We start from the raw sequence: 23,444 nt of genomic DNA, 5'->3' as shown, positions 1-23,444 counted from the left end.
ATCGGAGCACAGCCTACACCAGGCTGAGGCGGTCAGCCTTGGAAGATTGTGCGGTCAGGCTCAGGATTCGAGCGGCACCACTTTGCCGATATAGGGCAGATGACGATAGCGCTGGGCGTAGTCGATGCCGAAGCCGACCACGAACTCGTCAGGAATGGCGAAGCCGACATATTCCACCGTCACGTCCACTTCGCGACGCTCGGGCTTATCCAGCAGCGTGCAGATGGCGAGGGACTTCGGCTCGCGCAGGCGCAGGATCTCACGCACCTTGCTCAGCGTGTTGCCGGAGTCGATGATATCTTCGACAATCAGCACATCTTTGCCGCGAATATCTTCGTCGAGATCTTTGAGGATTTTCACGTCGCGCGAGCTGGACATGCCGCTGCCGTAGCTGGAGGCGGTCATAAAGTCGACTTCGTGGGGCACCTCGACGGCGCGGCAGAGATCGGCCATAAACATAAAGGAGCCGCGCAGCAGCCCGACCAGCACCATCTCGCTGCCGCTGTCGCGATAGCGCTCGGAAATCTCTTTACCCAGTTCGGCAATGCGCGTTGCGATCGCCTCTTCGGAAATCATCACTTCAACAGTATGTTTCAAAACCTGTACTTCTCGTTGATTTTAAAGGGATCGTCCATCCTCAGCAGCGGATGAACAGAGAGAACCCGCTCAGACCTGAGCGGGTAGCGATTTGCAGGAGAGTATCACAGCTTGCCAGACGCGGCGAGATGCAGCGCTAAGGCGCCGCCAGCCTCATCGTGCCTGGATGATATAAACTTAGAACTTACCGGCCTTTACCAGAACATTCCGCTGCATGTTAGCTTATGCCCAACATATCGTTACCTTACATCTGCCCTGAGCAGGAGATCCCATGTCCCACAACTCCAGTAAAAAAACCCATATTGGCGATCGTAAGCTGCATCCTGAAACCCAGATGCTGAACTACGGCTACGATCCGCGCCTGTCGGAAGGCGCGGTCAAACCCCCGGTGTTTCTGACCTCGACCTTTGTTTTCAACAGCGCCGAAGAGGGACGCGACTTCTTCGATTACGTGTCCGGACGGCGCCAGCCGCCGGAAGGCAAAAGCGGCGGCCTGGTCTATTCGCGCTTTAACCATCCCAACAGCGAAATCGTCGAAGATCGCCTGGCGATTTATGAGGAAGCAGAGAGCTGCGCCCTCTTCTCGTCAGGCATGTCGGCCATCTCCACTACGCTGCTGACCTTTGCGCGCCCGGGCGATGTGATCCTCCATTCGCAGCCGCTCTACGGCGGCACCGAGACGCTGCTGAGCAAAACGCTGCACAACCTGAATATCGAGCCGGTCGGCTTTAGCGACGGCACCGATGAGGAGAAAGTGCGCGTCGCCGCGCAGAAGGCGCTGAGCCTGGGTCGCGTCGCGCTGATTCTGATCGAGACGCCCGCCAACCCCACCAACAGCCTGGTGGACATCGCGCTGATCGCGCGCATCGCCGACGAGATCGGCCAGCAGCAGGGATCGCGTCCGGTAGTCGCCTGCGACAATACGCTGCTCGGCCCGCTGTTTCAGCGGCCGCTGAACTTCGGCGCCGATATCTCGCTTTACTCGCTGACCAAATATGTCGGCGGCCATTCCGATCTGATCGCCGGCGCGGCGATGGGCAGCAAAGCGCTGATTACCCAGATACGCTCGCTGCGCAGCGCCATCGGTACTCAGCTCGATCCGCACTCAAGCTGGATGATCGGCCGTTCGCTGGAAACGCTGTCGCTGCGTATGGAGAAAGCCTGGCAGAACGCCGAAGCGGTGGCCGCCTTTTTGCGCGACCATGAGAAAGTGGCGAAGCTGCAGTGGCTGCCCTACCTCGACGAGAATAGCGCCGAAGGCCGCACCTTCCGCCAGCAGTGCAGCGGCGCCGGTTCGACCTTTTCGTTCGATATCATCGGCGGACAGCCCGCCGCGTTCCGCTTCCTTAACGCGCTGGCGCTGTTTAAGCAGGCGGTGAGCCTGGGCGGCACCGAGTCGCTTGCCAGCCATCCCGGCAGCACCACCCATTCCGGCGTGCCGGAGGCGGTCAGGCAGCGTATCGGCATCAGCGACGCCACGATCCGCCTCTCAATAGGCATTGAGAACGCCGGCGATCTGGTGGAGGACATTCGCCTGGCGCTCGAGAAAGCCTGATTAGCCGACTGTAAAGCCCAGCATCATGCCGGTGTCTTCATGCTCAAGCAGATGACAGTGCGCCATAAAGGCGTGTTCAGCGGCGGCGCGGTGGTCAAAGCGCACCAGCACTTCGCTGCGCCAGCCGTCGACATTGACCATATCTTTCCAGCCCTGGCGGTGCGGCGCGGGCGGCTTGCCGTTTTCTGAGAGAATGCGGAACTGCGTGCCGTGAATATGGAAAGGATGTAGCATCTTGTCGCCTTCGCCGGAGATGGTCCATTTTTCCAGCTGGCCGGGCGTCACGTTAAACATCGGCTTCGCCATATTAAAGGCCTGGCCGTTGATCTTGTTGCCGCTGTGGAAGTCGTAGCCTTTGGATGCATCGCCGTGCGCGTCATGCATCGACATATCATGTCCTTCCATCTTCATCGCCTCGCCGCCGCTCTCTGCCGGCATGGCGTGATGCCCGCCCGCCTTGCCCATCGCTTTATCGCCGTAGCGCTGCATCAGCGCCGCCATGCCTTGCTGGTCGAGCTGCGGATCCATCATCAACTGGAGCCAGCGCGCGTTAGCGCCTTCCGCCGAGGGCACCGGCGGCAGCTGCACCAGGCTATCCGGCAGCGTCGCGCTCGCCATCACGCGCAGCGGCAGGATCTGCACCAGCGGCAGCGGCTGGTCGAACGGCGCCAGCGTCATGCCCATCTGCTCAACCGGCAGCGTGACGATATCGAAGCTTTTGCCGTCGGAGGTATCGACCATCACCTCAAAGCGCTCGCCCGGCAGCAGCGGCAGCGAGGCGACCTTCACCGGCTCCGCCAGCAGGCCGCCGTCGCTGCCGATAACATAGAGCGGTCGGTTGTCGCTGGCGGCGATATGCAGCGAGCGCGCATTGCAGCCGTTCAGCAGGCGCAGGCGCAGCCAGCCGCGCGGTACCGCCTGCTGCGGATACTGAACGCCGTTGGTCAGCATCATATCGCCGAACCAGCCTACCGCGGCGCTCATGATGTCGAGCTGGTAGTCGATGCGGCTGCCGTCCTGAGTGAGCCGCTTGTCCTGAAAAATCAGCGGCACATCGTCCGAGCCCCACTGCGACGGCAGACGCAGCTTGTCGGTCTCATCGTCCTGCAGCAGGATCAGGCCCGCCAGCCCTTGCGCCACCTGATGGCCGGTTTTGCCATGCAGGTGCGGATGGAACCAGCAGGTGGCGGCAGGCTGATCCGGCGTGAAGCTGACCTGCCGTGCCGCGCCAGGTTCGATGCGCGCCATCGGCCCGCCGTCGACGTCGCCCGGGATCGCCAGCCCGTGCCAGTGCAGCGTGGTCGCTTCCGGCAGCCGGTTAAGGATATTGACCGTGGTCGGTTTGCCGCGACGCAATACGATGGCCGGCCCCAACAGCGCGCCGTTGTAGCCCCACGTCGGCACATCCTTGCCCTGCCACTGGCTGGTGCCGGTCATGGCGGTGATCTGGATCTGGCCACGTGGATCGGGCTCCAGCCTTGAAGGAACCGGCAGCAGCGGACGGCTGGCCGCCATCAGGGATCGACTCCAGAGCGGCAGCGCCCCGGCTGCGCTCAGCGCGGCGGTCAGCTTAAGAAAGTGGCGACGATGCATAGCTTATTCATCCGTGTGATAAGGGGATCACAGCCTAAACCCTTCCCCTGCGGGAGGGTCAAGCTCTTGATAGCGGAAACGCCTGAAAAAAGTGCTCAAGCCGGCGTCCAGCGGCAAAATAATCGGAATCCTGCCAGGCACTGTGCTATCGTCACATGATGATTAATGAATGAGAACCACTATGAAGAAAAGCATCAAGATCCTGTTGCTGTCAGGACTCCTTGGCTTCTCCTCCACCAGTTTCGCTCTGAGCGAATCCGAAGCAGAAGATCTGGCCGATCTCACCGCGGTATTCGTTTATCTGAAAAATGATTGCGGCTATCAGGATCTGCCTGATGCGCAAATCCGCAAAGCTCTGGTGTTTTTCGCCCAGCAGAACCGCTGGGATTTGAGTAATTACGCTGCCTACAATATGAAGGCACTTGGCGAAGCGAGCTACAAAGATCTGAGCGGCATCGCCATTACCAACGACAAGAAGTGTAAGTCGCTGGCGCGCGATTCCCTCAGCCTGCTCGCCTACGTTAAATAAGCCGTAAGCCCGCCTCTTCGCCGATCATTCGACCGTGCATGCACGGTCACTCCTGGTTATGATGTGTCGCTCTTTTTCATGGCGAAGTCATCAGAGAGGAGCCCTCCATGGCGCAAAAAGAAATGTGGTATGAAACCCTTCATGCCGGTTTCGGACAATATTTCACGGTCGACAAAGAGCTGTACCGGGAAAAGACCGCGCATCAGGATTTGATCATCTTCGAAAACGCGCAGATGGGCCGCGTAATGGCGCTGGACGGCGTGGTGCAGACCACCGAGCGCGACGAATTCATCTATCACGAAATGATGACGCACGTGCCGCTGCTGGCGCACGGCGCGGCGAAGCGCGTGCTGATTATCGGCGGCGGCGACGGCGCGATGCTGCGCGAGGTGGCGCGTCATCAGCAGCTGGAAAGCATTACGATGGTGGAGATTGACGCCGGCGTCGTCACCTTCTGCCAGCAATATCTCCCTAATCACAGTCAGGGCGCTTATCAGGATCCGCGTCTCAATCTGGTGATCGACGACGGCGTAAACTTCGTCAACCAGACGCAGGAAAAATTCGACGTGATCATCTCCGACTGCACCGATCCTGTCGGTCCGGGCGAGAGCCTGTTCACCTCGGAATTTTACGCGGGCTGTAAAAACGCTCTCAATCCCGGCGGGATTTTCGTGGCGCAGAACGGCGTCTGCTTTCTGCAGCAGGAAGAGGCGATCAACAGCCATCGTAAACTCAGCCACTATTTCGCTGACGTCAGTTTTTATCAGGCGGCGATACCGACCTACTACGGCGGCATTATGACCTTCGCCTGGGCGAGCGATAATCCGGCGCTGCGTCAGCTCGATCTCGCCACACTGCAGGCGCGTTTCGCTGAGGCTGGCCTGCCGTGCCGCTACTACAATCCAGCGATCCATGTCGGTAGTTTCGCGCTACCGCAGTACCTGCTGAACGCCCTTTATAAGGAGGTGAACCAAATTGCAAAAGCTTAAACTGCATGGCTTCAACAACCTGACCAAAAGCCTGAGTTTTTGTATTTACGATATTTGTTATGCGAATACTGAAGCCGAACGCGATGGCTATATCGCCTATATCGACGAGCAGTACAATGCCACTCGTCTGACCGAGATCCTGACGGAAACCTGCTCGATCATCGGCGCCAACGTGCTGAATATCGCGCGCCAGGATTATGAACCTCAGGGCGCCAGCGTCACCATTCTGGTGAGCGAAGAGCCGATCGATCCAAAAGATATCGACAATTCGGAGCATCCCGGTCCGCTGCCTAACTCCGTGGTGGCGCACCTGGATAAGAGCCATATCTGCGTGCACACCTATCCGGAAAGCCATCCTGAAGGCGGTCTTTGCACCTTCCGCGCGGATATCGAAGTTTCAACCTGCGGCGTGATTTCCCCGCTGAAGGCGCTGAACTACCTGATCCACCAGCTGGAGTCCGATATTGTGACCGTCGACTATCGCGTGCGCGGCTTTACCCGCGACGTGAACGGCGTGAAACACTTTATCGACCATGAGATCAATTCCATCCAGAACTTTATGTCGGAAGATATGAAGGCGATGTATGACATGGTGGATGTGAACGTTTATCAGGAAAATATCTTTCACACCAAAATGTTGCTGAAAGAGTTCGACCTGAAGCACTATCTGTTCAATACCCGTCCTGAAGATCTCAGCCCGGCGGAACATAAGCGCATTACCGACCTGCTGTGGAAGGAGATGCGCGAGATTTACTACGGCCGCAATATTCCAGCGGTGGGATTAAAAACGTTTTAATGATTAGGCGCGCGATGCCTGGCAATGACGGCAGGCGCGCGCTTTTTGGCTTTGGGGTTTTAGTTTTATGGGGCTGCGGGCAGGATTGAGGCTGCCTGTACGGCAGTGCACGGGGGTTTCGGGCCCGTCGGTTAGGGGCTGATTTTTTAAGCTACCTGTGCGGCAGGGAACCCAGCAGCGGCGCACCGACGTCAGCTATTTCGTTTTAAAGCTGCCTGTACGGCAGTGCACGCAGAAATGACTGTGTATTCGCCGCTTGCATTATTCTAAGCTGCCTGTACGGCAGTGAACGCTGGAGTAAGCCGCCACGATGGTCGGACTCATTTCTAAGCTGCCTGTACGGCAGTGAACTGATTACTTAACGGCTTGTGAATAAATGGGAAGTTTCTAAGCTGCCTGTACGGCAGTGAACGCTACCCCAAAGGGGCGGGGCGAACTTGTTCGTTTCTAAGCTGCCTGTACGGCAGTGAACAGTTTTTTAACGTTGAGCTGGTACAGATTCGAGTTTCTAAGCTGCCTGTACGGCAGTGAACTGTTACCTTACCAAACTAAGCTACTCATATCCCAGCAAAAAAACGCATTCGCGCGGCTTTAACCCTTTTATTTAGCATGCAAAAACCGACCTTATTTTTCAATAAGTTATAAAAAACTGCAAAAAAAAGGGTTTAGAGAAGCACTCAAAAATCAAGCCTGAGGTGGGAAATGCTCTTTACTCTCACAACAAACAGCAGTAGCGCACTTATCCGCACAGCGCTTAATCACGCTCATCCCTAATAAGCGCGCGCAGTGTCCCCCACCCTTCACTCTTATTCCAGCAAGTAAAGAGCGGATACGGCGCGTGCCAGTTAAATTGCCAGCAATATTAATCCGTCAGCGCCAGCGCAATCCCGCGCTCGCGCAGCGTGCGGCAGACATCGTCGTCTAACCGGCTGTCGGTCACCACATCGGTCAGCTCATCCACCGGCGCGGCGCAGAACAGCGACCAGGAGCCATATTTGCTGCTGTCCGCCAGCAGGATGCGGCGGCGCGCATTCGCCAGCAGATCGCGCTTCAGCCCGGCCTTCTCTTCCGTTGGCGTGGTGATGCCGCGTTCCAGACTCCAGGAGTTGCAGCTAACGAAAGCGATATCGGGATTGATACTGCGCAACAGGCGGCGCCCGTGCTCGCCGACGCACGACTGGCTCGAGTCGTCGATGCGGCCGCCGATAATGGTCACTTCAATCTGTTTGAATTCCGAGAGAAACAGCGCGATATGCAGATCGGCGGTAATGACGCGCAGCGGCAAATGGGTCAGCTGACGCGCCAGCTCCAGCATGGTGGTGCCGGCGTCCAGCACTACTGCGTCGCCCGACTGTACGAAGGTGGCGGCGTGGTGGGCGATAGCCTGCTTCTCCGCCAGGTTACGCTGCATCTTCTCCAGCGTGGTGGGCTGCGCCGGAATAAAACGGTTCAGCGTGACGCCGCCGTGGCTGCGGCTAATCACCCCTTCTTTATCCAGCTTAATCAAATCACGTCGAATGGTTGCTGGCGAGGCGGAAATGGCGCTCACCAGCTGATCAACAGTCACCAGATTATGGCTTTTCAGATAGTCCATAATCTGGTCAAGGCGACTTTGTCCCTTCATATTTCCCTATGCTAGCTGCATCGCGAGTTTAATGGAGATCGCCATGCTCTCAGACTTCGCTTTACCTGTCCATGCGATATCAAAAGCGGTGCCGTGGTCCGCAGAGGTGCGGATAAACGGCAAACCGGCAGTGATATTGACGCCGTCGTAAAAGCCAAGCAGTTTCAGCGGGATATGCCCCTGATCGTGATACATCGCCACCACGATGTCATACTGCCCTTCCTGACACTGCAGGAACACCGTATCCGGCGGACAGGGGCCGAAAACCTCAATGCCCTGCGCCTGCATCGCCTTCACCGCAGGCGCGACGGTGGTGATCTCCTCGTCGCCGAACAGGCCATTTTCGCCAGCGTGCGGATTAACGCCCGCTACCGCAATACGCGGCTTCTCAAAGCCGACGCGGCGCAGGAAGGTGTCCGCCATGCCAATTACTGTCTCAATGCGCGAGCGGTTCAGGGTGTCGAGAAACTTGCGCAGCGCGATATGCGTCGTAACGTGTATCACCTTCAGCTTATCGGTATAGAGCACCATCGCGTAATCTTTGGTATCGGTCAGATGCGCCAGCAGCTCGGTATGGCCAGGATAGAGATGGCCCGCCGAGTGCAGCGCCTCTTTGTTCAGCGGCGCGGTGGCGATAGCCTGAACGTCCCCCGCCAGCGCCAGCTCGGTGGCGCGCTTCACGCAGCGCCAGGCGAGATCGCCCGCCTGCTTCTGCACCACGCCTGGCTTGAGCGCTTCCGGATCGGCCAGCGGCTCGTCGATAACGTTGACGATACCTGGCGCGAAGTGCGCCTCTTTTACGCTATCCAGCACGCGCAGCTCGACCTGCGGCGTAATATTCAGGGCAAGGATGCGGCGCAATGTGGCCGCGCATCCCACCACCACCGCCGGCGCGCCGTTAAGATCGCCTTCCGCCAGCGCTTTGATGATGATCTCCGGGCTGATGCCCGCCGGATCGCCCATGGTCACCGCAATAATTTTACTCACTCGACTTCTCCTCAATAAAACGAATGGCTGCTACCAGGGTGTTTTCGTCGCCAAAACCGCCCGCTTTGGTCATCACCGGCAGGGTAAATTCACTGTTAAGCAGGACGCCGTGCGGCACGCAGCCCGCCACGATGCCCTGAATCTGAAAGCCGCTGGCGCCCAGCGCCTGCGCGACCGCAATCGCCACGTCGCCGCCGGAGAGATAGAGCCCGGCCGGGCGCTGCGCGCGGCAAAGCCTCAGGGTCAGTTCGCCCAGAAACTGGCAAATCGCCTCGCCAAGCTGCTGCCGCGTGATCTGCTGCTGTTGACATAGCGCGTCGATCTCATGGCGCTGATCGGCGCGCTGGCAGGTGCGGATCACCGTATGCTGGCCATTGCGCAGCGCGGCGAGCGCCTGCTCCATCCACTGCGCGCTACTCGGCCAGCAAGGGCGTTCAAACAGCTGGCGGATATCGATATCCACCAGCGCGATATCTCGCTGCGCCGCCAGCCGCGCAATCTGCTGCTGGGCGCTGGCGCTCATCGAGCCGATAACGGCCAGTACCGGCGCGGAGTTGCGTGCCGCCAGCTGTGCGCCGAGCGCATCGCTTAGTCCGGCCGCGCCGACCAGCAGCGGCGTTTCGTCAAGCTGCGCGGCGGCGGCCAGGATAAGCGCGATGTCGCTCTCGCTTTCCGCATCGATCACCACCGCGCCCTGCTGCTCCGCCAGCAGCGTGGCAAAACGATCGCTGCGCAGCGCGGCGAGATCGATCTCGCTGCCTGCGATCCCGAGCTGCGTTAATACCCGCGCGCTGATCACCGGCGTTTTCGGATCGCTGGCGTATTCGGTCTCGGTCAGCGACACGCCGTTCACCAGCACTTCGCCGCGGCGCGTGACGCGGCCCAGCCGAGGGACGGCGGGCACGATCAGCGCCCGCTTTTTGCCGCTGGCGGCCAGCGCGGCGCGCACTTCGGCGCCGATATTGCCGCGCAGCGTGGAGTCGATCTTTTTAAACAGCCAGCCCTGGGCGATAAAAGCCTGATGTTGACGCACCACCGCTTCGGTACGCGCCTCTGCCTCTGCGGGGCTGACGGCGCGGCTGTCAGTGCTGATCACCCAGACGTCGGCAGCGGCGCTATCCAGCGGCGTCTCGCTGCTGAACAGGACATGCACGCGAGCACCCGCCTGCGCCAGTCCGCTACCTGCGTCGTTCGCGCCGGTAAAGTCATCGGCTATCACCAGCACTGGCGTTTTCCATGACCTCTGCGTCATCTTCTCTCCTGATTCGGCGGTATGCCGCTGTGAATGATTATATTCAATCATGATTGATTATATGTGAGCAAGATCAAATTAATCGAAATCGATATGTCCTATAAATTGACCCACAGCAAGTGACAGAAATCGCACCACTATGAGCAAACCTAATCATTCGCTCCAGCTTCGTAGTAATAAGGGTATGAGATGAATATCAACAGCACGGTAATTAGCGGCTTCCAGGCGCTGAACGACATTAGCTATCTGCTGAAAGGAAAAGCCAGCGCGCTGCTGGTGACGGACAAAAATATTGAAACCATTCCGGCGGTGCAGGCGCTTATCGCTCAGCTGAAACAGCATATCGCCAGCGTCAGCGTGATTAACAGCGTGCCGCCGGAGCCGAGCCAGCACGACGTCGCCGCGGTGCTGGCGGCGCTGCCTACGCGCGATGTGGATCTGGTGATCGGCGTCGGCGGCGGCAGCGTGCTGGACGTCGCCAAGCTGCTGTCGGTGCTGTGCGTCGACAATGCCCCGTCGCTGGAGGCGCTGCTGGCGGGCGAAAAGCCGACCGCGCGCACCACCTCGCTGCTGATCCCGACCACCGCAGGTACCGGCTCGGAAGCGACGCCGAACGCCATTCTGGCGATCCCGGAGCGCGAAACCAAAGTCGGCATTATCTCGCCGGTGATGCTGCCCGATTTTGTGGCGCTGGTGCCGGAGCTGACCACCAGCATGCCGCCGCATATCGCCTCTTCGACCGGCATCGACGCGCTTTGTCATCTGATTGAATGCTTCACCGCCACGGTGTCGAACCCGGTAAGCGACAACTACGCGCTGATCGGCATGAAAAAGCTGTTCGCCAGCCTCGAAACCGCCGTTGCCGAGCCGCACAACCTGCAGGCGCGGCTGGATATGCTGTGGGCCTCTTATTACGGCGGCGCGGCGATCGCCCATGCAGGCACGCATCTGGTGCACGCCATGTCCTATCCGCTGGGCGGCAAATATCATCTGCCGCACGGCGTCGCCAACGCCATTTTGCTGGCGCCCTGCATGGCCTTTGTGCGGCCGGCCGCGGTGAACAAATTCGCTCAGGCCTACGATCTGCTGCCGGATGCGGATACCTCGCTGGATAACGAGAGCAAATCGCACGCGCTGGTGGCTTATTTCACCGCGCTGGTTAAACGTTTGCAGCTGCCTGCTAGCCTTGAAGAGCTTGGCATCGGCCCGGATCACCTGCCCTATTTAGTGGAAGCGGCGCTCGACGTGCAGCGTCTGATGAAGAACGTGCCCGCTGCCGTCAGCGCGCATGACGTTCGCGACGTCTACCTGACGCTGTTTCCTTCACATCAGGAATAAAGAGGATTGTATGAGCCAGAAAATTACCGGCGTATTGACCGCTATCGTCACCTGTTTCGATCGGGAAGGCGCCTATAACCCTGAAGCCCAGCGCGAACAGGTAAAACGCCAGCTGGATGCGGGCAACGGCATCTTCTGCGGCGGCACCAACGGCGAGTTCTTTGTGCTCAACGAGCAGGAGAAGATCGCAGTTACCGAAACCTGCGTTGATGAAGTGAACGGCCGCGCGCCGGTTGTCGCGCATATTGGCGAAATTTCAACACGCGAAACTATCCGTCTCGGCAGGCAGATTGCGAAGCTCGGGGTGGATGCGGTATCGGTGATCACGCCCTACTTCGTGCCGCTTAAGCAGGACGAGCTGATCTATCACTATCAGACGGTGGCTGACGCGCTCGACGTGCCGCTGTTTCTCTACAACATTCCGGCGCGCACCGGCAACACGCTGCAGCCGGAAACCGTACGTACCCTGGCGTCTCACCCCAACATTATCGGCATCAAAGACTCGGCGGGCAGCTATGAAAGCCTGAGCGGCTTTATTAAGGCGGCGGAAGGCATCGATAACTTCGACGTCCTCAACGGGCCGGACTCGCTGATCCATCAGGGCTTCGTCGACGGCTGCTCCGCCTGTATCTCCGGCCTGGCCAACGCCGCGCCTAAAGAGATCAACGCCATCTGGGCGCGCTTCAACGCAGGCGATATCGAGGGGTCGCGCGCGGCGCAGGAGAACGTGACCGGCCTGCGCACCGATCTCTACAGCATCGGCTTCTCGCCGGCGGCGGTGAAGAAAGCGGTTTCGCTGCTGGGCTACGACGTCGGCGACAGCCGTTATGCGGTGCGATTCAGCGCCGACGAAGAGCAAAAAATCCGTCAGGTCGTCAATCAGTATCTGAAGTAACGGCCGTCAGGGCAGCCGTTGCTGCCCTTGCCAGTTCGACTTACACACCGGGAAACGCGATGAAAATAATCTGCACCTCGCCGTCGTTCGCTAAATATGACACGACGCCGATCGATACCCTGAAACAGCACGGCTTAGAGCTGGTGACCCTGCCCGCCGACGCGACGCCTGAAGCGCTGGCGCCGCATCTGCCAGAGACCGTGGCGATGATTGTCGCCTTTACCGAGGTAAACGAGGCGCTGCTGGCGCAGGCGCCGCAGCTGAAGATCGTCTGCAAGCACGGCGTCGGCGTCGATAATATCGATCTCGACGCCACGCGCGCGCGCGGCATCTACGTCACCAACGTACCGGACGCCAACAAGCACGCCGTCGCCGACTTCGCCTTTGCGCTGATCCTCAACGCCGCGCGCCAGCTGACCCAGGCAGTGATGGAAACGCGCGCGGGCGGCTGGCCGCGTATCTTCGCCACCGACGTCTACGGCAAAACGCTGGGTATTGTCGGCCTGGGTAATATTGGCAAGCAGGTGGCGCTGCGCGCGAAAGGCTTCAACATGCGCGTTATCGCCTTTGATTTCTATCCTGACGAGGCCTTTGCCGCCGAGCACGGCGTCACTTTTGTCAGCCTCGACCAGCTCACCGAAGAGAGCGATTTCATCACGCTGCATACGCCGCTGACCGACGAGACGCGCAATCTGTTCGACGGCGCGCGCCTGCGTCGCATGCAGAAGCGCGCCTTCCTGATTAACGTCTCGCGCGGCGGCGTCGTGAATGAAGAGGATCTCTTCCATGCGCTACAGGACAACGTGATTGCCGGCGCGGCGGCCGACGTTTTTATCCAGGAACCGCTGACCTCGCATCCGCTGTTTAGCCTGCCGAATTTTATCCCGACGTCGCATATCGCCGGCTACACCGACGGCGCCATCAGCGCCATCGGCGAACGCTGCGTGGCGCAGATTGTGCAGTGCGTCCGTCAGGGCGAGCGGCCGGTAAACGTCATGAACGGGCTGGCATAAGCGCCGCCCTCGCCTGCAACCTGATTCGAGTGGAAAATAATGATGAACCCTACGCTGCGCTCGACCAAAATTCGCTGGTGGATCGCTGGCCTGATGTGGCTGGCAGTCGCCATTAACTATATTGACCGGACGGTGCTCTCCGCCGCCGCGCCGCATCTGATCACCGAGCTGGAGATCAACCCGGAGATGATGGGCCTGATTATGGCCGCCTTCTTCTGGTCCTATGCGCTGCTGCAAATCCCGGCGGGCTGGTTCGCCGATCGCTTCGGTCAGAAAAAAGGGCTCGGCATCGCGGTCGGCTGGTGGTCGATCGCCACCATGGCGATGGGACTGGCGACCGGCTTTAAATCGCTGCTGGCACTGCGCCTGGCGCTGGGCGTCGGCGAAGCGGCCGCCTATCCCAGCAACGCAGGCATTGCCGCGCGCTGGTTCCCGGATCGCGAGCGCGCCACCGTATCGGGGCTGTTCGACAGCGCCTCGAAGTTTGGCGGCGCGGTGGCGATGCCGCTGATCGTCTGGATGATCGCCATGGTGGACTGGCGCATCACTTTCCTGGTTATCGGCGCCATCGGCCTGTTCTGGGTGATCGCCTGGTATTTTATCTACGCCGAGAATCCGGAAGATCATAAAAAGATCGATCAGAACGAAGTGCGGCTGATCCGCGACGGCCAGGCGCAGAAGCACGGCGAGAAAGGCGTACGTCCGATGAAGTGGTACAGGCTGCTGCGCTACCGCAATATCTGGGCAATGTGCATCGGCTTTTTCACCATCAACTACACCTCCTACTTTTTTATTACCTGGCTGCCGACCTACCTGGTAAAAGACAAGGGCATGGACTTTCTGAAGATGGGTTTCGTCGCCGCGCTGCCGCTGATCTGCGGCATGGTGATCGAGGTGCTGGCGGGCTGGGCGTCGGATCGCATGGTGCATAAAAAGGTGCTGTCGCTGACCGCCACGCGCAAGCTCTTCCTGACCATTGGCCTGCTGATGGCGCTCTGTATCGGTTTCGCGCCCTTTACCGAATCGGTATTTATGACGGTGCTGCTGCTCTGTATCGCTAAATCGGGCACCACCGTCGCCGCCTCGCAGGTCTGGGCATTGCCGGGCGATGTCGCGCCGAAGAACAGCGTCTCTATTGTCGCCGGGCTACAGAACACGGTGTCGAATATGGGCGGCGCGGTCGGCCCGATTATTACCGGCGCCATTGTCGGCGCCACCGGCAACTTTACCTGGGCGCTGGTCTTCTCCGCCGTGCTGGTGGTGATCGGCATCCTCAACTATCTGTTCCTGATGGGCAAGGTTGAGCCGATTGTGGATGAAGAGAAGGCGCAGGAGCCGCAGGCGGTCGCCAGCGGCGTCTGACAGGCGCGAGTAAAAAGGCGCTGATGGTGAGGCGCCTTTTTCTTTTTCCGGCTAACGCGCGGCGGCGAAAATCGTCTTGCCGATGCGGGCGATTGCCGCATTACTCTGCGCAAGCGTCGCCTCTGTTTGCGTAATATAGATAGCGATAATCAGCGGCTTGCCGTTTTCCGGCGATACCACGCTGATAATCGATCGCGAGCCATACTCTCCTGCGCCGGTTTTATCAGCGATAGACCAGCCAGCCGGTAAAACAGAACGCAACAGCGCATTCGCCACTTTGTCGTCGCGCATCCACTGCAGCAGCTGCGCGCGAGAAGCGGGCGTCAGCGCCGTTCCCAGCGTCAGCTTTTGCAGCGTCTCGCTGACGGCCAGCGGCGTGGTGGTATCGCGCATATCGCCCGGTACGGCGCTGTTTAGCTCAGGCTCGAAGCGGTCGAGCCGTGTGACCTTGTCGCCCAGATCGGCGAAAAAACGCGTCACCGCCTCTGGCCCCCCCAGTTTTTTCGCCAGCAGATTCGCCGCGGTATTATCGCTGTAGCCGATAGCCGCCTCGCAGAGTTGCCCCCAGCTCATCCCGGCGGGCGCGACAAACTTTTCGGTTACCGGCGAATAGGTGACCAGCGCGGCGCGATCGAACTGCGTGCGCTCCGTAAGCCGCAGTTTGCATTGTTCCTGCGCGCTGAGCAGCGCGCCGCACAGCAGCGCTTTATGCGTGCTGTTAAGGGGAAAGCGCTCGTTGCCGCGATAGCTGGCGACGCTTTCCGCGCCGGTATCGATGACGGCAATGCCGATACGCGCCTTAAGCGCCTGCTCTTCCTGCTGCGCAACGTCCGCCAGACCCTCATCGTTTATCGAAGCCTGAGCGAGCGCGGCGCTGAACAGCAGCGAAGCGGCAAGAAGTTTTGTTAAAGAAAACATCATGATTGTCCTTAATGTAGGGTTCCACAGAGCTTGCCCTTTTGCGTGCCGCTACGCAAAGCTTAAACCGCAAAGTCGTTAACTCAGCCTGTCAGCGGTATATTCGCTCTGCTGGTAGTTGAAAAAATGCCCGGCCCGGTCAAAATGTAGCAACGTCACTACAAATCAGGAGTCGCGCGATGAAAATTTTCACGCTGTCGAGCAGAGAGTTTAACCAGCAGGTGTCGAACGCGAAAAAAGCGGCAGAGGAAGGCCCGGTCTACATTACCGATCGCGGCAAACCCGCCCACGTTTTACTGACGTTCGAGGCATATAAAAAACTGACCGGCACGCGTCGCAATATTCAGGACGCGCTGGCGATGCCCGATGTGGCGGCGATCGACTTTGCGCCGGAACGCGGCGACATCGGCTTCAGGGACGTCGATTTGTCATGAGATATTTGCTGGATACCAACGTAATTTCCGAGCTGCGCAAGGCGCGCACGCGCGCGATCGATCCTGCCGTGTCTGCGTGGACCGATAGCGTCGATGCGGGCGATCTGTTTATCTCGGCGATCGCCATTATGGAGATAGAGAAAGGCATTGCTCAGGTGGCGCGTCGCGAGCTTGCTCAGGCTGCCCGCCTGCGAGAGTGGTTTGAAACGGCGGTGCTGACAGAGTTCAGCGATCGCATTCTGCCTTTTGAAACAGAAGCGGCGCGCTACTGCGCCCGGCTGCACGTGCCGGATAAACGTGCCGCGAACGACGCCATTATTGCCGCCATCGCCTGGCAGCACGATATGGTGCTGGTCACGCGCAACGTGAAGGATTTTACCGGCATGGGCGCGCAGCTGCTTAATCCCTGGGAATGGCCGCGCTGACTCAGCGTCCCTGTAAAAACTGACGGTAGGCGTTCATTACGGCGAGAAAATCCTCCACGCCGCAGAATGACAGGCTCTCTTCGTCGTAGTAGTTCATGCCCTCTTCCAGCCCGTCATCCTCTAAGGCGAGATGGTTGGCGCGGATCATGATCTCTTCATCGTCCATCCACAGCGTATATTCGTGGCCGATGCGCTGCCACTGGCGCTCGCTGCCCTTGATGCCGCGCATCGCAGCTTCAACCTCGTCCAGCAGCGCCAGGTTTTCCTTCACTTCCTCGTTGAACCAGTGGCCCACCGCTTCGTGATCCATCGACATGCGTACTTTCACCTGCCCGGTGAGATCGCGTAAAAATTCGTATTCCATGGGCTAACCCTTTGGTTAATGACGCGAGTGAATCCGCACCAAAATAGTGTGTGCGCATCATCAACGCTAAAGTGAGATCGGGGCGACATTATTGCGGGGAAAAGGCAAAAGAAAAAGGGGCGATTATCGCCCCTTTGGTTTTTAGTCAGTCACTCAGACCGCAGTCTGGAAAATCACATTGTCCGCTTTATCGGTGTACTGATCCAGCTGGTCAAAGTTGAGGTAGCGGTAGGTGTCGCTGGCGGTTTTATCCACCTGCGCCATGAACTGCTGGTACTCGTCCGGCGTCGGCAGTTTGCCGAGCAGCGACGAGACCGCGGCCAGTTCAGCCGATGCCAGGTAGACGTTGGCGCCGGTACCGAGACGGTTCGGGAAGTTACGCGTCGAGGTAGAGACCACCGTCGCGCCGTCCTGCACGCGCGCCTGGTTACCCATGCAGAGCGAGCAGCCCGGGATTTCGATACGCGCGCCGCTCTTGCCGAAGACGCTGTAGTAGCCCTCTTCGGTCAGCTGAGCCGCATCCATCTTGGTCGGCGGCGCCACCCAGAGGCGGGTCGGCAGCTGGCCTTTATGGCTGTCGAGCAGTTTACCTGCCGCGCGGAAATGGCCGATGTTGGTCATGCACGAGCCGATAAACACTTCGTCGATCTTCTCGCCCTGCACGTCAGAGAGCAGACGCGCGTCATCCGGATCGTTCGGCGCGCACAGGATCGGCTCTTTGATATCGGCCAGATCGATCTCGATCACCGCCGCGTATTCGGCATCGGCGTCCGCTTCCAGCAGCTGCGGATCCGCCAGCCATTTTTCCATGCCCTGGATACGGCGCTCCAGCGTACGGCGATCGCCATAGCCTTCCGCGATCATCCACTTCAGCAGCACGATGTTGGAGCTGAGGTATTCGATGATCGGCGCTTTATCCAGCTTGATGGTACAGCCCGCCGCTGAACGCTCGGCCGAGGCGTCGGTCAGTTCGAACGCCTGCTCGACTTTCAGATCCGGCAGACCTTCGATCTCCAGGATGCGGCCAGAGAAGATGTTCTTTTTGCCTTTCTTCTCAACGGTCAGCAGACCCTGTTTGATGGCGTACAGCGGAATAGCGTGCACCAGATCGCGCAGCGTGATGCCTGGCTGCATTTTGCCTTTAAAGCGCACCAGCACGGATTCAGGCATATCGAGCGGCATCACGCCGGTCGCGGCGGCAAAGGCCACCAGGCCAGAACCGGCTGGGAAGGAGATGCCGATCGGGAAGCGAGTATGCGAGTCGCCGCCGGTGCCGACGGTGTCCGGCAGCAGCATGCGGTTCAGCCATGAGTGGATCACGCCGTCGCCCGGGCGCAGCGAGACGCCGCCGCGGTTCATGATGAAGTCTGGCAGCGTGTGGTGCGTATTGACGTCGACCGGCTTCGGATAGGCCGCGGTGTGGCAGAACGACTGCATTACCAGGTCGGCGGAGAAGCCGAGGCACGCCAGATCTTTCAGCTCGTCGCGCGTCATCGGGCCGGTGGTGTCCTGAGAACCTACCGAGGTCATCTTCGGTTCGCAGTAAGCGCCAGGACGAACGCCATCAACGCCGCAGGCGCGGCCGACCATTTTCTGCGCCAGCGAGTAGCCGCGCGTACTTTCCGCCACGTCTTTCGCCTGACGGAAGACGTCGCTGTGCGGCAGGCCCAGCGATTCGCGCGCTTTGCTGGTGAGGCCGCGGCCGATAATCAGCGGAATACGGCCGCCGGCGCGTACTTCGTCGATCAGTACGTCGGTTTTCAGCGTAAAGCTGGCCAGCAGTTCGCCGGTTTCGTGATTGCGCACTTCGCCTTTGTACGGGTAGACGTCAATCACGTCGCCCATGTTCAGCTCGCCGACGTCAACTTCGATTGGCAGCGCGCCCGCATCTTCCATGGTGTTGAAGAAGATTGGCGCGATTTTGCTGCCCAGCACCAGACCGCCGCCCTTTTTGTTCGGGACGTTCGGAATATCGTCGCCCATGAACCAGAGTACGGAGTTAGTCGCTGATTTACGGGAAGAGCCGGTGCCGACGACGTCGCCGACGTAAGCCAGCGGATAGCCTTTGGCCTGCAGCGCTTCAATCTGTTTGATCGGGCCGACGTTGCCCGGCTCATCCGGATTGATGCCTTCACGGGCGTTTTTCAGCATCGCCAGCGCGTGCAGTGGAATATCCGGACGAGACCATGCATCCGGCGCCGGAGAGAGGTCGTCGGTGTTGGTTTCGCCGGTCACTTTGAACACGGTGACGGTAATTTTTTCTGCCAGCTCGGGACGTGACAGATACCACTCGGCATTCGCCCAGGACTGCATGACCTGTTGCGCATGGGTATTGCCCGCTTTCGCTTTTTCTTCAACGTCGTAGAAGTTGTCGAACATCAGCAGCGTGTGCGACAGCGCTTTGGCGGCAATCGGCGCCAGCTTCGCGTCGTCCAGCGCGTCAATCAGCGGATGAATGTTGTAACCGCCTTGCATGGTGCCCAGCAGTTCAATCGCTTTTTCGGGGGATACCAGAGGAGAGGTCGTTTCGCCTTTAGCCACCGCGGCAAGGAAACCCGCTTTAACGTAGGCGGCTTCATCAACGCCGGGTGGGACACGGTTGACCAACAGATCGGTCAGGAATTCTTCTTCACCCGCTGGCGGGTTTTTCAGCAGTTCAACCAGCGCGGCCATCTGGGAAGCATCTAACGGCTTAGGTACGATCCCCTGGGCGGCACGCTCGGCAACGTGCTTACGGTATTCTACTAGCACGACGTTCTCCTCGCTCACATTGTATGGGTTTCCGGTGCACCCTGGTGACAAAGCATTCCATGAGTAGGGTAAGGTGCCCGGTTCCGCGTGGGGCAGCATAGCAGGGTTCAGGCTGTTTGTTAATCTGTTTACAAAAACACAACATAATTAACAGGGTAAAAAAGTGCGGTTTTGGGGTTTATGGGCTAGCTGGGGTGAGCGGGCGTCACGTCAGAGCCGCGTGGGTCAACCGCGAAGTTTTGCATAGCGCACGTGCAGGTGCGGCGTAGCAGCCCTGCCGCCGAAGGTATAACTTTTTGCAGGCGGGTTTTCGCGCCTGTCGCTGTCTGGGTTATGGGGTATCGCATGGCGGTGCCCATAAAAAAGCCCCCTTTCGGAGGCTTTCTCTGAACCAGCGAAAAACTTACTTCTTCTTCGCTTTCGGGTTCGGCAGGTCGGTGATGCTGCCTTCGAAGATCTCAGCCGCCAGGCCCACCGACTCGTGCAGCGTCGGGTGCGCGTGGATAGTCAGCGCCATATCTTCCGCATCGCAGCCCATTTCGATCGCCAGACCGATTTCGCCCAGCAGCTCGCCGCCGTTGGTGCCGACAACCGCGCCGCCGATGACGCGATGCGTCTCTTTGTCGAAAATCAGTTTGGTCATGCCGTCAGCGCAGTCAGAGGCGATAGCACGGCCAGAGGCCGCCCACGGGAAGGTCGCCGTCTCGTAGCTGATGCCCTTCTCTTTCGCTTCTTTCTCGGTCAGGCCTACCCATGCCACTTCCGGCTCGGTGTAGGCGATTGACGGGATCACTTTCGGATCGAAGTAGTGCTTCATGCCGGCGATAACTTCTGCCGCCACGTGGCCCTCATGCACGCCTTTATGCGCCAGCATCGGCTGACCGACGATATCGCCGATAGCGTAGATGTGCGGCACGTTGGTGCGCATCTGCTTGTCGACGCGAATAAAGCCGCGATCGTCCACTTCCACGCCCGCTTTACCGGCATCCAGACCTTTACCGTTCGGCACGCGGCCGATCGCCACCAGCACCGCGTCGTAACGCTGCGGTTCGGCTGGCGCTTTTTTGCCTTCCATGGTGACGTAGATGCCGTCTTCTTTCGCTTCAACCGCGGTAACTTTGGTTTCCAGCATCAGATTGAACTGCTTCGCGATACGCTTGGTAAAGACCTTCACCACATCTTTGTCGGCGGCCGGGATAACCTGATCGAACATCTCGACCACGTCAATCTGCGAACCCAGCGCATGGTAAACGGTACCCATTTCGAGACCGATAATACCGCCGCCCATCACCAGCATGCGCTCCGGCACTTCTTTCAGCTCCAGCGCATCGGTAGAGTCCCATACGCGCGGGTCGTCGTGCGGAATAAACGGCAGCGTGATCGGACGAGAACCGGCCGCGATAATAGCGTTGTCGAAGTTAATGGTGGTCGCGCCGCCTTCTCCTTCCACAACCAGAGTATTTGCACCGGTGAATTTGCCCAGGCCGTTAACCACTTTGACTTTACGACCTTTCGCCATGCCAGCAAGACCGCCGGTCAGCTGGTTGATCACCTTCTCTTTCCAGGTGCGGACTTTGTTGATGTCCGTAGAGGGCTGACCAAACACGATGCCGTGCTCTTCCAGGGCTTTCGCCTCTTCGATCACTTTAGCAACGTGCAGCAGCGCTTTTGACGGGATACAGCCCACGTTCAGACAGACACCGCCGAGGGTGCTGTAACGCTCTACCAGTACGGTTTCCAGACCTAAATCAGCGCAACGGAAGGCTGCAGAGTAACCTGCAGGACCAGCCCCAAGTACCACGACCTGGGTTTTAATCTCTGTACTCATCATGACCTCTTAGTTGTGATCCGGCGGGTCAGACGTAGAGCGCTTCTCATCAGGCTGGTCGGCCACTTGCATCCGGGCAGTGCGCGGCGCCTTGCGTATCTTGAGTACGCTGCGGGTTCTGCGCGCTGGGCGTCAACAACTGACTGCGCCAGGTACGCCTGACGAAACAGGCTCACGATGTCCTTTGCTCCACCGGGACATTTATCACCGCAAGAGTTTACAGAATTGTTAACAAACTGCAAACCGCGATGCCACGAATCTTTACAACAAGGCCGGCGATTGCCGGCCTTGATTGTGCTTACATCACCAGACGGCGAATGTCGGACAACATATTGCCGATGATGGTGATGAAACGCGCACCATCAGCTCCGTCGATCACGCGGTGGTCGAAGGACAAGGAGATCGGCATCATCAGGCGCGGCACAAACTCTTTGCCGTTCCAGACCGGCTCCATCGCCGATTTGGAGACGCCGAGGATAGCCACTTCCGGCGCATTGACGATCGGCGCGAAGTGCGTGGTGCCGAGGCCGCCAAGGCTGGAGATGGTGAAGCAGCCACCCTGCATGTCACTGGCGGTCAGCTTGCCGTCGCGCGCTTTCTTCGAGGTCGCCATCAGCTCACGAGAGAGCTCGGTGATGCCTTTCTTGTTCACGTCTTTAAAGACCGGAACCACCAGACCGTTCGGCGTATCGACCGCCACGCCGATGTTGATGTACTTCTTCAGCGTCAGGCGCTGCGCATCTTCCGACAGCGAGCTGTTGAAGCGCGGCATCTGCTCCAGCGCGGCCGCGACCGCTTTCATGATGAACACCACCGGGGTGTACTTCACGTCCAGCTTGCGCTTCTCCGCTTCGGCGTTCTGCTGCTTGCGGAACGCTTCCAGGTCGGTGATATCGGTTTTGTCGAAGTGGGTAACGTGCGGGATAACTACCCAGTTACGGCTCAGGTTAGCGCCAGAGATTTTCTGGATGCGGCCCAGCTCCACCTCTTCCACTTCGCCGAACTTGCTGAAGTCCACTTTCGGCCATGGCAGCAGACCAGGCAGGCTTCCGCCGCTGGCAGCGGCAGCCGGCGCCGCTTCAGCGCGTTTCACCGCGTCCTTCACGTAGCTCTGCACGTCTTCTTTCAGAATGCGGCCTTTACGGCCGGTGCCCTTCACCTTCGCCAGGTTAACGCCGAATTCGCGCGCCAGACGACGGATAACCGGCGTCGCGTGCACATAGGCGTCGTTCTCGGCGAAGTCGCTTTTCGCGTCAGCTTTCGGCGCTGCCGGTGCAGCAGGCGCTTCAGCTTTGGCCGGAGCCTGAGCGGGCGCGGCTTCCTGCTTCGGCGCTTCGGCTTTCGCCGCGCCTTCCACTTCGAAGACCATGATCAGCGAGCCGGTGCTCACTTTATCGCCGGTAGAGACTTTCAGCTCTTTGACGGTGCCGGCAAACGGCGCGGGCACTTCCATTGACGCTTTGTCGCCTTCAACGACGATCAGTGACTGCTCGGCTTCAACTTTGTCGCCGACTTTCACCAGCACTTCGGTGACTTCGACTTCGTCGCCGCCGATATCCGGCACGTTCACCTCTTTCGCGCCAGCGGTTGCCGCCGGTGCTGAGGTCGCCTCTTCTTTCAGCTCTGGCTTCGGTGCCGCGGCAGGCGCTGCGCCTTCCGCTTCGAAGACCATGATCAGCGAGCCGGTGCTCACTTTCGCGCCGGTTTCGATTTTGATCTCTTTCACCGTGCCGGCGAACGGCGCAGGCACTTCCATCGAGGCTTTATCGCCTTCAACGACGATCAGCGACTGCTCAGCTTCGATTTTATCGCCGACTTTCACCAGGATCTCGGTGACTTCAACTTCGTCGCCGCCGATATCCGGAACGTTGACATCTTTGGCTGCGGTAGAGGCGGCCGCCGGCGCCGGAGCGGCTTCGGCTTTCTTCTCTTCCGCCGCTGGCGCAGCGTCTGCCGCCGCGCCCTCTGCGTCAAAAATCATAATCAGGGAGCCGGTTTCGACTTTATCGCCGGTCGCGATTTTGATCTCTTTCACTACGCCTGCCTGCGGCGAAGGAACTTCCATAGAGGCTTTGTCGCCTTCTACGGTGATCAGCGATTGCTCGGCTTCCACCTTGTCGCCAACCTTCACCAGAATTTCGGTGACTTCAACTTCATCAGACCCGATATCCGGTACCTTAATTTCAGTAGCCAT

Annotated in this window: 20 protein-coding genes; 10 read left to right on the top strand and 10 right to left on the bottom strand. The window is 59.1% G+C overall.

Annotation, left to right across the window (positions count from 1 at the left end):
- Positions 1 to 60: 60 nt before the first annotated feature.
- Positions 61 to 597: a hypoxanthine phosphoribosyltransferase gene (gene hpt, locus JS46_RS08240; protein ID WP_071997496.1), complete on the bottom strand. Its 537-nt coding sequence runs from the start codon at positions 595 to 597 to the stop codon at positions 61 to 63.
- 271 nt (positions 598 to 868) lie between these two features.
- Here hpt and JS46_RS08235 point away from each other — a divergent pair, with 271 nt between their 5' ends.
- Positions 869 to 2,152, top strand: coding sequence for a cystathionine gamma-synthase family protein (locus JS46_RS08235; protein WP_033749539.1), 1,284 nt, complete (start codon positions 869 to 871; stop codon positions 2,150 to 2,152).
- Here JS46_RS08235 and cueO read toward each other — a convergent pair whose 3' ends face one another.
- Positions 2,153 to 3,745: a multicopper oxidase CueO gene (cueO, locus tag JS46_RS08230; protein WP_033749538.1), complete on the bottom strand. Its 1,593-nt coding sequence runs from the start codon at positions 3,743 to 3,745 to the stop codon at positions 2,153 to 2,155.
- A gap of 181 nt (positions 3,746 to 3,926) precedes the next feature.
- Here cueO and JS46_RS08225 point away from each other — a divergent pair, with 181 nt between their 5' ends.
- From JS46_RS08225 to speD, 3 genes are all read left to right on the top strand, one after another.
- Positions 3,927 to 4,274, top strand: a complete 348-nt coding sequence (locus tag JS46_RS08225; RefSeq protein ID WP_033749537.1) for a YacC family pilotin-like protein — start codon at positions 3,927 to 3,929, stop codon at positions 4,272 to 4,274.
- Between the two features lie 107 nt (positions 4,275 to 4,381).
- Positions 4,382 to 5,263, top strand: coding sequence for a polyamine aminopropyltransferase (speE, locus tag JS46_RS08220; RefSeq protein ID WP_033749535.1), 882 nt, complete (start codon positions 4,382 to 4,384; stop codon positions 5,261 to 5,263).
- Positions 5,250 to 6,059 (top strand): adenosylmethionine decarboxylase, encoded by an 810-nt coding sequence (gene speD, locus JS46_RS08215; protein ID WP_033749534.1) that lies wholly within the window; start codon positions 5,250 to 5,252, stop codon positions 6,057 to 6,059. Before speE ends, speD begins: the two co-directional genes overlap by 14 nt.
- A gap of 862 nt (positions 6,060 to 6,921) precedes the next feature.
- Here speD and JS46_RS08210 read toward each other — a convergent pair.
- Genes JS46_RS08210 through JS46_RS08200 form a run of 3 tightly spaced genes read right to left on the bottom strand, consistent with a single transcriptional unit; the run spans position 6,922 to position 9,922 of the window.
- Positions 6,922 to 7,683 carry a DeoR/GlpR family DNA-binding transcription regulator gene (locus tag JS46_RS08210; protein WP_033749533.1) on the bottom strand — a complete coding sequence of 254 codons (762 nt, stop codon included), beginning with the start codon at positions 7,681 to 7,683 and terminating at the stop codon, positions 6,922 to 6,924.
- Positions 7,684 to 7,689: 6 nt separating this feature from the next.
- Positions 7,690 to 8,670 carry a D-threonate 4-phosphate dehydrogenase gene (locus tag JS46_RS08205; protein ID WP_033749531.1) on the bottom strand — a complete coding sequence of 327 codons (981 nt, stop codon included), beginning with the start codon at positions 8,668 to 8,670 and terminating at the stop codon, positions 7,690 to 7,692.
- A complete protein-coding gene (locus JS46_RS08200; RefSeq protein ID WP_033749530.1) occupies positions 8,663 to 9,922 on the bottom strand; it encodes a four-carbon acid sugar kinase family protein in 1,260 nt (419 codons plus the stop codon). Before JS46_RS08200 ends, JS46_RS08205 begins: the two co-directional genes overlap by 8 nt.
- A 189-nt stretch (positions 9,923 to 10,111) precedes the next feature.
- Here JS46_RS08200 and JS46_RS08195 point away from each other — a divergent pair, with 189 nt between their 5' ends.
- Genes JS46_RS08195 through JS46_RS08180 form a run of 4 tightly spaced genes read left to right on the top strand, consistent with a single transcriptional unit; the run spans position 10,112 to position 14,530 of the window.
- Complete coding sequence (locus JS46_RS08195) at positions 10,112 to 11,260, top strand: iron-containing alcohol dehydrogenase (protein WP_033749529.1); 1,149 nt, start codon at positions 10,112 to 10,114, stop codon at positions 11,258 to 11,260.
- A 10-nt stretch (positions 11,261 to 11,270) separates the two neighbouring features.
- On the top strand, positions 11,271 to 12,155 hold the full coding sequence (locus JS46_RS08190; protein ID WP_033749528.1) for a dihydrodipicolinate synthase family protein: 885 nt from the start codon (positions 11,271 to 11,273) through the stop codon (positions 12,153 to 12,155).
- Positions 12,156 to 12,214: 59 nt separating this feature from the next.
- A complete protein-coding gene (locus JS46_RS08185; RefSeq protein WP_033749527.1) occupies positions 12,215 to 13,168 on the top strand; it encodes a phosphoglycerate dehydrogenase in 954 nt (317 codons plus the stop codon).
- Positions 13,169 to 13,210: 42 nt separating this feature from the next.
- On the top strand, positions 13,211 to 14,530 hold the full coding sequence (locus JS46_RS08180) for an MFS transporter (protein ID WP_033749525.1): 1,320 nt from the start codon (positions 13,211 to 13,213) through the stop codon (positions 14,528 to 14,530).
- Positions 14,531 to 14,581: 51 nt separating this feature from the next.
- Here the strand turns inward: JS46_RS08180 and bla are convergent, their stop codons facing one another.
- Complete coding sequence (gene bla / locus JS46_RS08175) at positions 14,582 to 15,448, bottom strand: class A beta-lactamase (RefSeq protein WP_033749524.1); 867 nt, start codon at positions 15,446 to 15,448, stop codon at positions 14,582 to 14,584.
- Positions 15,449 to 15,627: 179 nt separating this feature from the next.
- On the opposite strand from bla, the gene JS46_RS08170 reads away from it, so the two are divergent.
- Both JS46_RS08170 and JS46_RS08165 read left to right on the top strand, forming a co-directional pair.
- Positions 15,628 to 15,882 (top strand): type II toxin-antitoxin system Phd/YefM family antitoxin, encoded by a 255-nt coding sequence (locus JS46_RS08170; protein ID WP_033749523.1) that lies wholly within the window; start codon positions 15,628 to 15,630, stop codon positions 15,880 to 15,882.
- Positions 15,879 to 16,307 (top strand): type II toxin-antitoxin system VapC family toxin, encoded by a 429-nt coding sequence (locus tag JS46_RS08165; RefSeq protein ID WP_033749521.1) that lies wholly within the window; start codon positions 15,879 to 15,881, stop codon positions 16,305 to 16,307. The genes JS46_RS08170 and JS46_RS08165 overlap by 4 nt, the downstream gene beginning before the upstream one ends.
- Position 16,308: 1 nt before the next feature.
- Here JS46_RS08165 and yacL read toward each other — a convergent pair whose 3' ends face one another.
- The 4 genes from yacL to aceF form a co-directional block, all read right to left on the bottom strand.
- Entirely contained in the window at positions 16,309 to 16,671 is a 363-nt protein-coding gene (yacL, locus tag JS46_RS08160; protein ID WP_033749520.1) for a protein YacL, read from the bottom strand.
- Between the two features lie 153 nt (positions 16,672 to 16,824).
- Positions 16,825 to 19,422, bottom strand: coding sequence for a bifunctional aconitate hydratase 2/2-methylisocitrate dehydratase (gene acnB / locus JS46_RS08155; protein WP_096073871.1), 2,598 nt, complete (start codon positions 19,420 to 19,422; stop codon positions 16,825 to 16,827).
- 403 nt (positions 19,423 to 19,825) lie between these two features.
- Positions 19,826 to 21,250, bottom strand: a complete 1,425-nt coding sequence (lpdA, locus tag JS46_RS08150; protein WP_033749657.1) for a dihydrolipoyl dehydrogenase — start codon at positions 21,248 to 21,250, stop codon at positions 19,826 to 19,828.
- A 298-nt stretch (positions 21,251 to 21,548) separates the two neighbouring features.
- On the bottom strand, positions 21,549 to 23,444 hold the full coding sequence (aceF, locus tag JS46_RS08145) for a pyruvate dehydrogenase complex dihydrolipoyllysine-residue acetyltransferase (RefSeq protein WP_033749518.1): 1,896 nt from the start codon (positions 23,442 to 23,444) through the stop codon (positions 21,549 to 21,551).

Source organism: Pantoea sp. NGS-ED-1003, from assembly GCF_000738765.1.
In the GTDB taxonomy this organism is placed as follows: domain Bacteria; phylum Pseudomonadota; class Gammaproteobacteria; order Enterobacterales; family Enterobacteriaceae; genus Pantoea; species Pantoea septica.
The sequence above is the reverse complement of the archived record's forward strand: the minus strand, read 5'-3'. Positions and strand labels throughout refer to the sequence as shown.